Here is a 12,147-nt window from a genome sequence, read left to right as displayed (position 1 = left end):
CACTGGCACGCGAATCATCGACTTCATGGCCAACAGCGCAAACACGCTCGATTTTGGCACCGGCAGCACGGGCGGCTCCGGATTGGTGTATATACAAAACTGGCTGGAGGGCTCGAATCACCTCCTTTTTGCGGATGACATTTCATCCGCGTTCTGGCGCGGCAATATCAGATTCGACGGCTACAACTGGACCATGGGCGTGCAGGTTGTTGATAACGCCGGCAAATATGAACTAATCCCGACCGCGGGCACGCCCGCGGCACCCGACACCTATGAATGGACGGGGGCGGCCTCCTATAGCTCCGGTGTCATTGGCACCAACATGTGGAATGCGCCGGGCAATTGGGATATCAACCGCATTCCGACCTTTGGCGCCGGTTCCACCATGGTGTTCGGCAATAAATACACCTCTTATAATCCAAACCTGGCGCTTCCCGGCACGTTGACGATCGGCACCCTCTTGTTCGCCAGAACCACCTCTTCATATAATGCCGCCATGATCAGCAGCGGCACATTGATCATGAACAGCGGGACATTGGGCGTTGCGGCGCAGATAAAAAAGTCGTTGTATGATGGCGGCTCCGGCATCGGGCGCATAAGTTCCGCCATTCGATTGGATAGTAATTTATTGCTGGACCGCACCGACACCAGCCTGCCATCAGGTGGTTATTACCGCGATTTGAGCGGTCTGATCTCAGACGGCGTCAATGGCTCCAGCTCCATCACCATCAACGGCGGCGCATGGTATTTGAGCAATATCAACAACACCTTCAGCGGAGGCGTCACATTGAACCCCGACGGCATGTTGCGCATTGTTTCCAGCGGAAGCAACAGCTCGCTAGGCAAGGGCGAGCTCACTATAAACGGCGGCGTGCTGTGGGGCGCCGATATTTATAACAAGATCAATATAAACGCGAACTTTGTCATCAGCAATCCCAGCGGTTATTATACAAGATTATACGCCACTGGAAACGCGGCCAACGACACAATCTGGCTGAACTCTGATATTACCATCACAGGAAAATGGGGCGGCGCCAGCACTCTGGCCTGGGGCAATTACTCATATCTCTATATTCATGAAGGCAGAAACTTTCAGGGCACGGGCGGGCTGACGTTCGCGGGCAGCTGGGACCGTCTTTACGCATATGCCGCGGACAGTAATTTCAGCGGAGGCTACACTCAACGGGGCAGCACGATGCAAGTGTATGCCAATTCCTCGACCGCCGACGGTTCCCTGGTGTTTGGCGAACTGGCCGCCGGCAAAAATTACCTGGGCATTGGCGACATTACGCTGGCCGGGGGCAATATTCAGGTCACCCCCAAATCCGCGGGCAACACGGTTGAGTTTCGCAATGGCATCACAGTGACCGCGACCAACGGCACCTTCACAGTCTACACGGCGCCGGTTTATTTTCTGGATAATTCGACGCTGAAACTTTTCAGCAACGGTAATTTCACGACAAGCAATAGTGATTTGATTTTATCGAGCGTGAATTTGATTGGGGCAAACACCACGTCGGGGGCAACATAACAGTGGGCAAGAACTTGGTTGTCGGAAGTGTCGTCGTGAGCCAGAAGCCAAATGTCACCATGTCGGGAAGCACCAGGGTGATGGCGCAATCGGGCACCACGGCGCTCACGGGGCTGGGACGGTTCACGCGAAGCATATCGCTCACGACAACGACCATAGATTCATCCATCAGCCAGCTGGGGGCGTCGGAGTTTTATATTAACTCGGGCCGCCTTCAATTCACGAGGGATCATCAAGCTGCCGGAACGGCAAACCTGCATCTCCATTCGACTGGCATCATAAATTCCGCCGGGGTCAAAAACACCTTTGGAAATCTATACATATACGGGGATTCCACCATGGAGCTGGGCGACGCCGGCGAATTGTCGTTCAACAGACTGGGCTCGTGGAGCACAAGCGGCGTGATTCCCCTGCTCAATATCCAGAATGACAGCGGCGAATGGAACACGGTCGCCGATCAGACGCTTGGAGGCGAACATGTGTGGTTTGTCGCGAATCCCTTCTCCGCCGGCGACGTCCGCCTGGCTAATATCGCGTTCACCGGCTACACGCGCGGCGCGGGTATTGTATACAACAATGGAAAATACGAGTTGGTAACCGCTGGTGAAAAAGGTTACGAGTGGTCGGGCGGCGGCCTTTCCAACACCAACTGGGACGCGGGCGCAAACTGGTATGGAAACGCGGCGCCCAATGGCGCCGGCGCCATCGCCATCTTCCGCGATGCGGACGACCGGCTGAACGGCAAGACGATCAAGCTCAACGGCAGCCGCACCTTGGGGAAAATATTTTTTGAGGCAACAAGCGACGCGAGCTTCACCATCGCCCCCACCTCCACCGCCGACAGTCTCACGCTTTCGAACAGCGGCAGCCATGCGGTGATCTATATGTCGGGCGTGTCCTCGCCCACCATAAGCGCCAATCTGATACTGGAAGACTCTTTATTGGTGGATCATCGCGCCAAGGGCAAGAACTTGACATTGTCGGGCGCCATATCGGGAACGGAGGGCATTCGTTTCACGGTTGATCCCGCGGCTCTTGGAAATTCATACAATCAGGACTACCGCCTGACACTTTCAGGCAATAACAACTTCAGCGGCGGCATTGAGCAGCAAGGCGGCATGCTCTATATAAACAATGATAACGCCCTGGGCAGCGGAACCTATACGGTCACAGGCACGGCCACGATATATGCAAATGGCAATCGCGTTCTGACAAATGCGTTGAAACTCGACGGCGGACTCTCCTCCCAGGGGTCGATGATTACCTTCAAAAACAACACCGGGCTGATCACCGGAGGAACCAAGAGTATCTATACTTATAATTCCAGCGGGCTGATTTTTGACAGCGATTACATTCTTACCGGATCGGCGGGTTTGCACGTCCAGAGCGCATCCTTTGCAAGCAACTATTATCAATTGATAATGCGCGGACAAAACACCTTCTCCGGCGGCGTCACGTTGAACAACGGAGGCATAAAAATCGGCGCCAGCAGCCAGGTGGCGGACGGCCTTGTGGTTTCCGGCCCCCTGGGAACCGGCACTTATACATTCAGCAATGGCGCGACTTATTTGGAAAACACGACCCAGCACCACGTAATCCACAATCCCTTGAGTCTTGGCGCAAACGGCAATGTTTATCTGGGCTACTACGCACCATCGAGCCTGCAGGCCGGCTCACTGACCTTTGATTCCATTGAGGACCTCAAACTAAGGTCGGGGCAGAATAACTTTTATCTTATGGGCGCGATGGTGGAGTTTAAAAACTCCATTACCAATCCGGATTCTGGCAGTGGAACATTTTATCTTACGCAATATACCAGTTCTCCTGCATTTCTGCGCTTGTCCGGCAGCAACAGTTTTACCGGGGGTCTTACGATAAACAGCAATTATGGCAGCAGCGCATCCTATCAAACCACACTGTCGATTGCCAATGACGCGGCTCTTGGCACCGGCACGCTGACCCTCTCCGGTTATCATATAACCCTCCAAGCCCACGGGGCGGATCGAAACATAGGCAATCTGGTTTATTTTAACAACAGCTCCTACACCACCTATTTCACCGCCGCGGGCGGCGCCCAAAACATGCTCTTCAGCGGTTCGGGAAACAGCACCGTTACATCCGGCAACAAATACTGGGACGTGGCCGGCAACATGACCGTCACCTTCGGCACATCCCACAACCTCGTCGGTTCCAGCGCCTCGATCACCAAGCAGGGCGCGGGCGAGCTGCAATTGCTCGCCCCGAAATCGACATTCCGAAACCTGACTGTTTCGGCCGGCACCGTGTCCACCGTTCTTCTCGAGGGTCGCGACATGGTGCTTCAAGGCGCCGCCAATGCCACGCAGGACAGCTACTTCGGCACCGGCGTTCTCAGTATCAACGGCTCGACCGCCGTCGCCCGCATCGAAACGTGGAGCGAAAGCGGCACGACGGGTAATGTTTACTTGAACGGCAACCTCACCGTCAGCAACGGAGGCATGCTCCAAATCGTGGGAGGCGGCAATCTTCACCTCAATTCCAACCAAACGATAAGCGCCACCGGCAACGGAAATATTTCAATCGGCGACGGCGGCGCGTTGTTCAAAGAGGGCGAGGGCACGGTCTCCACCTTGAACACGAGCATCATCGCGCCGATCACCATCCGCGGCGGCGCGCTGTCCCTGGCCACGACCAATCTCCTCAATAATGTGAGCAACCTGAACATGGCCGGCGGCAGTTTATTATTAAACGGCCTGAGCCAGACGCTCGGCGGCAATCTTTCCCTGACCGGCGCGTCCCTGCTCGATATCGGCGTCAACAGCCTGCCGAAAACATTCACCGTGGCCGACCTCGGCATATGGAACACCAACCACATACTGCAAGTGCTCAACTGGGACGGCGTGCAATCGGTTGGCGGCGGCAACACCCAAATCATCATAGGCAATTACACCGGCGCCATGGAATACGTTCCCAATGTCTGGTTCCAAGGCTACGCCCCCGGCGCGATCCTGCTGGACAAAACGGGCGGCACCAAGGAACTGGTTCCCTACGCCCAATCCTTCAACTGGACCGGCGCGAGCAGCTCCGACTGGACCGCCGAGCCCAACTGGAGCAGTTTCCAGTCGCCAAATGGCGTCGGCGCCAGCGCGACTTTTGATGACAAGGCCGCAATCTCGGTCACCGGCTCAAACATCCTGCTCAACGAAAACAAGACGCTCGGCTCGTTGATTTTTAGCGGCGCCCGAAACCAGCGCTTCAACATCACCAGCAACGGAAGCCCCGCAATTATCTTCGACTTTCCCGGCGATATCAAAAACGACCCCAACGTCACCGCGCTCATCCTGATGCGCAACAACTCCGACGCTTATATATCCGCGCCCATCGACCTGCGCGTGAACCTGCAGATCGACAATGTGAGCGGCGCCGACATCGAGCTCGCCGGAACCATATTCGATGACTTTGGCACGGGCCGCAAGGTGACCAAGACCGGCAGCGGCATGCTCACCCTCTCCAACGGCCTCAACAGCTTCAAGGCCGGCATGGTGCTCGTGGACGGCCTGCTGCGCATCAACGCCGGTGAAACTTTGCTCGACGGCCACGTTAATTCGGGGGCGATCGGCACCGGCGCCTTCACCATCAACGGAGGTTCAATCGAGGCATACGGGCAGAACCGCACGCTTAGTAATCGCATTGTGATCGGCGGCGACTTCACTGTCGTCGGCAGCAACACACTTGCGCTGGCATACGACTCCACCCTAAACAGCGTAAAAAGTGCCTTGGGCGCCGACAGCACCATCACTGTGAACAATGGTGCCACGCTTGTGATTGATGCGAATAACACACTGGAAGTCGCGCTGGCTGACAGCGCCACAAGCGCAAAGCTCACCAAAAGCGGAGGCGGCCTGCTGGAAATAAACAGCGTGCTCGGCGTGGATCATGTTTTCGGGCTGGGCATTAACTCCGGCACGCTCGTCCTCAACGCGGGCAACGCCTACTCCGGCACGACGGAACTCGCCGGCGGTGTTCTCGTCGCCACCAATGATCGATCCCTCGGCACGAGCTCGGTTGAAGTCCTGTCCAGCGCAACCCTCAGCCTCTCCGCTCCTATAACTCTCGATAATGGCATCACGCTTTCAAACGCGCCACTGGTTGTCGATGCCGCCCACACCGGCACGCTCTCCGGTGAAATCAGCGGCACCGGCGTCCTGACCAAAATCAGCGCCGGCACCCTGACGTTGAGCGCAAGCAACAGCTTCACCGGCACCGCCCGCATAAACGCCGGCACTCTTCGCGCCACGAACGCCGGCTCCCTTGGCGAAGCCGTCGCGAATGTCGCCGCCCCCGCCACGCTGAACTTCGACTCCTTCACTGGCACCGTCGCCAATAACATCACCGGCAGCGGCACCGTGCTTGTCACCAGCGCCAGCATTGCGCTCTCCGGCACCAACTCATCGTTCGCGGGCGCATGGCATGCGCGGGAGAGCAGCCGTGTTGCGATTAGCGACACCATTCACCTCGGCACCGGCAATGTTGTCCTCGAGGGCGCGCTTCTCGTTGAGGGCGCAAACAACTTTACCCTTAACAATGCGCTCACCGGCAGCGGCACGGTTACCTTTGCCAGCGGCGGCACCCAAGGTTTCGGCGCGGGCGCGGGCACCGGATTTACCGGCAAGGCGGAAGCGGCCTCCGGCCATTTTGTCTGGAACGCAAACTCCAGCTCCGTGCTCAACACCGCGACGCTCGCGTTAACCGGCGGCTTGCTCGACGTGACGCCCGGCGTGCAAACAGCGAACAGTTTTGTGATGAACGGCGGCACCGCCGCTTTCACTGGCACCGCGCGTGTTGCGGATTTTGCCATTACCGGCAGCAGCAATATCCTCTTCGACCAATCCGTCGCGCAGGCAATGCCCTTACTGCAGCAGGACGAAGGCGGCGGACGCGCCTACGTCATTGCGCAAAACTGGGATGGTGATGTTTCAAATCTCCACCTCGTCCTCGCCGACGGCACCCGAATCGGCGCCAGTTCGACACTCGCCATTGGCACCGGCACCGAGGCGCTCGGTGTTTACAGCAACACCCTTACCGCCGCCGGTGGCACGCTTGGTGTCGCGTATCAACTCAAGGAACTTCAGCTTCAGGCGGGCAAAACGCTCACGCTCACCGGCGACATTGCGACCCCGGCGGGCGGCGATGAACTCCACGCGCTCATTAGCGGCAGCGGCAATCTGCTGATAAACGCCATCAACACCATCACGCTTAACACAGCCGCAACCCACACCGGCACCACCACGACGGGCGGCGGCACATTGAAGGCCGGCGCGGCCAACGTCGTCGCATCCAGCACGCACCTTGTGAACGACGCCGTTTTCGACACCAACTCCTTCGCGCAAACCGTGCAAAAACTCACCGGCAGCGGCACAATCCTGTTTGGCGGTGGCACGCTCGTCATCCAAAGCGGCTCTTACGACGGCCTGCTCGCCGGTGCGAACACGGTCCTCGAAAAAACCACCGGCGACACCCTCACGCTCAGCGCGAGCAACACCTACACCGGCACCACGCTCGTCACCGGCGGCACGTTGCGCCTCGCCTCGGAAAACGCCGCCGGCGGCAGCACGATAAACGCGGCCAGCGTGCTCGATCTCGCGCTGACAGGCTCCTTCGCCAACACAATCAACGGCAGCGGCACCGCGCAAGTAAGCGGCAATGTCGCCATCACCGGCGCCAACAATATCGCCGCATGGAACATCACCGGCACCGCCCGGGTCGCCGAACAGCAAAATCTCGGCTCCGGCGCGACGCATATCGACGGCGAGCTCTCCATCGCCTCCTCCTCCGCATGGAGCTACGCAAACGCGCTCACCGGATCCGGTATCCTGAAAGTGGATACATCCGGCACGGTCTTTTCCTTCAGCTCCTCAGCCTTCAGTCCCTCGGGCCGCTTCTCCGGAACCGTGGACATGCGGCACGGCTTTTTCCAACTCGACGGCATCAGCGCCGGTGTTGGAGCAAGCCCGGCCTCGGGCACCGGCGTCATGCGCGACGCCACGCTCGTTCTCGGCGCAAACGCCGCCACCCTGCTCGGCAGCGGCAGTTATTATCTCGGCGGGCTGGCTTTCGAGGGCGGCACTCTGAAGGTTGAAATGGACCACGCCACAACCCCCAAGGGCAAACTGACGGTCGGCGACCTGACCGATGCCACGAGTGGAAAACTTGCGCTGGACAACTGGCACAAAGTCAGCGGCACCACGCCCGACGGCACCGACTTTTTCTATCAGGATAGCGGCACGCTTTTTGAGCAAATCGTCAATGTCACCGGCAACGTCAACGACGTTGGCGCCCAGCTCGATCTCCACGATTTCGACGGCGCGCTCATCACGGATGCCACGCTGAAACAAATCCACGAAAACGGCGGCGTGAGCGGCACCGCCATTTACGACTACGGCGCGGAGGTGGTGGATGACGGCAACAACAAAGGCATCTATCTCGCCTACATGCTGCGCGAGTTGTCGGCCAACAGCGGCACCAGCGTCACCCTCAACAACATCGGCACGCAGGACGCCACCAGCACGCTCAACGCCAAGCTCACCGGCGAAGGCGGATTTGTCATGGGCGGCACCGGCGTGTATTACATCGGCAGCGCGGAGAGCAGCTACACCGGCACGACCTCTGTCACAAGCGGCACCGTGGCACTCCATACCGACAACGCCTTTGGCAACACCGCGCGCCTCGACATCGCCGCCAACACCGGCGTTGACCTCAACGGCAACACCCAGGCGGTCGGTGCGTTCAGCGGCAGCGCAAACAGCGCGCTTAACTTCAACAGCGGCACACTCATCATCAGCGGAACTGACGCCGCCGGCCTCGCCACCAACAGCGTGAGCAACGGCGCGTTGACCGGCGCGGGGGCGCTCGTCGTGCAAGGCAACACGCTCACCGTGAACGGCGCGAACACCGCGTTTGCCGCAAACACTTCGATCAACAACACAGCCGCAGTTGTTCTGACCCACGCCCAGGGACTCGGCACTGGTGCGATCACCGCCGACGGGCAACTCGTCTTCGATGCCGCCACCGGCGCAAACGCCAACAGCATCAGCGGCACGGGTCTGGTTTCCGCGACGAATGCCGCGAACATCATCCTCAATGGCAACAACGCCTCCTTCAGCGGCACATGGCAAATCGCCGCCGGCGGCGCCTTCAAATCCGTTGGCGAAAACAGCCTTGGCGCCGGCGGGGTTGCCAACACCGGCACATTGGTCCTCGGCGGCACTTCGCCGTTCACCCTCCACCTTTCCAACTTCATCACAGGCGCGGGAACACTCGTGAAGGAAGACGCCGGCACGGTGACCATCAGCCACAGCAACGCCTACACCGGAAACACATTCATCAATGCGGGCGGGCTCAACCTCGCTCATCTCGGCGCACTCGGCACCGGCACTGTTGGCAACTCCGCATCCTTGCGCCTCGGCGCAAGCGGCACATTCGCAAACGCCCTCACCGGTGCCGGCGCGACTGTCATCGCCGCCGACGGCGTGAATATCGCCGGCGCGAACGCCGCCTACACCGGCACGTGGAATGTGACCGGCAGCGGCACGATGACCGCGCCCGAAAACCTCGGCGTGAGTGGCGCGGCGCAAGTCAACATCGCCGCCGGCGGCAGCCTCGCGCTTGTCGGCATGGGCGGCGATTACAAGTTCGACCACCAGCTCACCGGCGGTGGCGCGCTGCTTGTCAACAACTCGGGCACCATCGCCTTTGGCAGCACGACCGGCACAAACTTCGCCGGACGCGTGGTGCTGCAAAACAACCGCCTCGATTTGACCGCCGAAAACACGCTCGCGCTCACAAACGCCACGTTGGTTGTCGATAAAAACAACCGCACCGATGTCGGCGGCGGCGCGCAAAACATCGGCAACCTTGAACTCTCCAGCGGCACAATCGCCTTTACGATGGACGCGAGCGGCACCGCCGCCGGCATCGTCAACACCGGCACGCTGGCCGTCGGCGACTCCGTCGTCATGGTCGACACATCCGGCATGGATGTCGATGCGCTGACACTGTTGCAACAAGACGAAGGTCTCGATATCCAGCTCGTCACAAGCACCACGCTCGCCCAAGGCAGCAAGACGATCGTCAGCGGCAGCAACCTTGTTGACAAGAATGGCAACGAGCTTACCGGCGCGTCACAACGCGACATCGCGCAATCCGGCGGCACCGTCGCGAGCGGCACCTATGACTTTGCGGTCACGGCTGACAATGACGGCCTGCAACTCTCCTACACTCTCACGCATCTCGAATTGCTCGCGGACAAGACGGCGGTTCTCGATGGCGAAAAAAACACGCCTCTCGGCGCCGACGAATTGCACGCGCTCGTCAGCGGCTCCGGTAACCTGCAAATCAGCGCGACCGGTGCCATCACGCTCAACAACGGCGGCAACACCTACTCCGGCACGACTCTTGTGACCGGCGGCACACTCGTCGCGGGCAACAGCGGCGCGCTCGGCAACACCAGCATGCTGTCCATTTCCTCAACCGCCTCCGCCGACCTGAATCACACCGCGCAGACCGTCGGCGCGATCTACAACGCCGGCGCGCTGCTCTTCAACGGCGGCACGCTCACCGTGGCGAATGGCGGCGCGAGCACGGGTGCCATGAGCGGCACCGGCGCACTGAATCTCGACGGCGGCAACCTGCTCGTCACCGATGCAAACACCGCGCTCGCCATCACCACCAGCATCGCCGCGAGCGCCACCGCCACGCTCAACCACGCCTCCGCTCTCGGCGATGCCGGCTCGGTCTTTGTTGGCGGCGCGCTCGTGCTCGATGTGCAGTCGTCAACCGCGCAACCGTTCAACCTCTCCCTGCTCGGAGCGGGGGATTTTGTGAAAGCCAGCACAGGCACCGTCACAATCCCGAATGCAAATCCTGACTTCACCGGCTCCGGGTTTGTGGACGGTGGCGGCCTGGTTCTCATGAATCTTGCGGCGCTCGCCGGGGCGCCGATCGAAGTGAGCGCCGATGCGGCTCTCGGCTATCACAATGTGAGCGGCACGCTCGCCAATAATGTCAGCGGTTCCGGCACGATGCGGATTGCGAACAGTGCGCTTTCAATCGAGCACGACAACGTCATCGCTAACAGCCTTCTCGAAGGCGCGACGGTTTGGCTCAGCGCCACGCATGCGCTCGGCCTCGACTCCGCCAGCGTGCTCGCCGGCGCGGACTCGACAATCCTCATCGCTCTCGACGGCGCGCGCCTCGGCCATGTCACGCTCGCCGAGGCAACGCTTGGTTTTGTCCACAATGCGCCCGCGTTCCATCGCGCCACGGTCGCCGGCCTTGCCGGTGCGAGCGGCACGCTTGGCTTCAATGTCGATTTCACGGGCATTTCCGGCCTCAAGCAATCCGGCGAGGTTGCCAACCATCTGACTGTGACCGGCGGCAGCGCGGGTGTTTTCACCGTGCGCATCACCGCGCTTGGAAACCTGCCAAGCAATGACGAAACGGCGATCCCGCTCATCACCGATACAGCGGGCACGGCGTTCTACCAACTGGAGTCGGGGAAATTGGAATTCGGCCTGACGGAGTTCAAGTTTGCCAACGGCGCCTCATCCGAAAGCACCCTCTCGCTCGATCCCGGCACATGGTATCTTTACAGCACCGGCCTCTCGCAGGCCGCGGACGCGATCATCGACACGGCGTCGTTGATCGGCAAGGATTGGCACTACTCGCTCGACGCCCTGTATCTGCGCATGGGCGATATTCGCGGCGAAGGCATTGCCGCGGCAGCCGGTTCCATCTGGACGCGCGCACGCGGTCACCAATTGAACGCGACCAACCCCCTCTCCGGACGCAGAGTCAAGCAACACTCCTACGGCGTGACCGCCGGCGGCGACAAAGCCTTTGGCACCGGGACGGGTGTGAATCTTTTCGGAGCCTTTGTGGACATGGGCCGCATCACCCGTGACTTTGGTCGGAACAGTGATGGCAAAACCACCAATGCCTCCTTCGGACTTTACGGAACGATGATCAAAAACAACGGCTGGTATGCCGACCTCGTTCTCAAGGCGGATCGCTACAAGCACCGCTTTGACGTGAGCACCATTTCAGGCCGGCCGGTGCACGGGCGCTACAACAGCAATGCTTGGGGCGGGTCGCTGGAAATCGGTCGTCGCATTGAACACGCCGGCGGCTGGTGGATGGAACCCAGCGTGCAAGCGGCCGTGGCGAGATTGGAAGGCGCGAGCTATCGCACCACGCCCTCAAACGCGGCCATCGACGTGAAAGTGGACGACGCGACCTCCGCGCAATATCGCGGCATGGTGCGCTTTGGCCGCCAGCTCAAGGACACGAGGTGGTCTTTCTACGGCAAATTCGGCGTGGTGAAAACCGACACCAATGATGGCGAAATTCACGCCCATGGCCGCGACCTGACGGTGAATTTCGACGGCTGGCGCATGGAAGCCGGCGCCGGTGTCGGTTATCGCATCAACAGCGGCAGTCAGTTGTATTTTGATTATGAATACGGTCGCGCAAAAGACTACGAGCGTCCGTGGGCGCTAAACCTCGGCTATCGCAGGCTTTGGTGAGCCGGCTAGGTCGACTGACATCGCACTCCAATCACACGCGCTATTTGGCGGCGC

The 12,147-nt window shown here is 59.8% G+C and carries 2 protein-coding genes; both read left to right on the top strand.

Features of this window, described 5'->3' with window-relative positions; all coding sequences use genetic code 11:
* The first annotated feature begins 25 nt into the window (after positions 1 to 25).
* Positions 26 to 1,531, top strand: a complete 1,506-nt coding sequence (locus CKA38_RS05375) for a hypothetical protein (protein ID WP_108824573.1) — start codon at positions 26 to 28, stop codon at positions 1,529 to 1,531.
* 35 nt (positions 1,532 to 1,566) lie between these two features.
* Positions 1,567 to 12,093 (top strand): autotransporter-associated beta strand repeat-containing protein, encoded by a 10,527-nt coding sequence (locus tag CKA38_RS05370; RefSeq protein WP_152032695.1) that lies wholly within the window; start codon positions 1,567 to 1,569, stop codon positions 12,091 to 12,093.
* Positions 12,094 to 12,147: the final 54 nt, after the last annotated feature.

It is taken from the genome of Ereboglobus luteus (assembly GCF_003096195.1).
GTDB classification, from domain to species: Bacteria; Verrucomicrobiota; Verrucomicrobiia; order Opitutales; family Opitutaceae; genus Ereboglobus; species Ereboglobus luteus.
The sequence above is the reverse complement of the archived record's forward strand: the minus strand, read 5'-3'. Positions and strand labels throughout refer to the sequence as shown.

Bases quoted from the DNA above. Each gene is read 5' to 3' on its own strand.
- CKA38_RS05375 (WP_108824573.1), top strand. From the start codon at position 26: ATGGCCAACAGCGCAAACACGCTCGATTTTGGCACCGGCAGCACGGGC.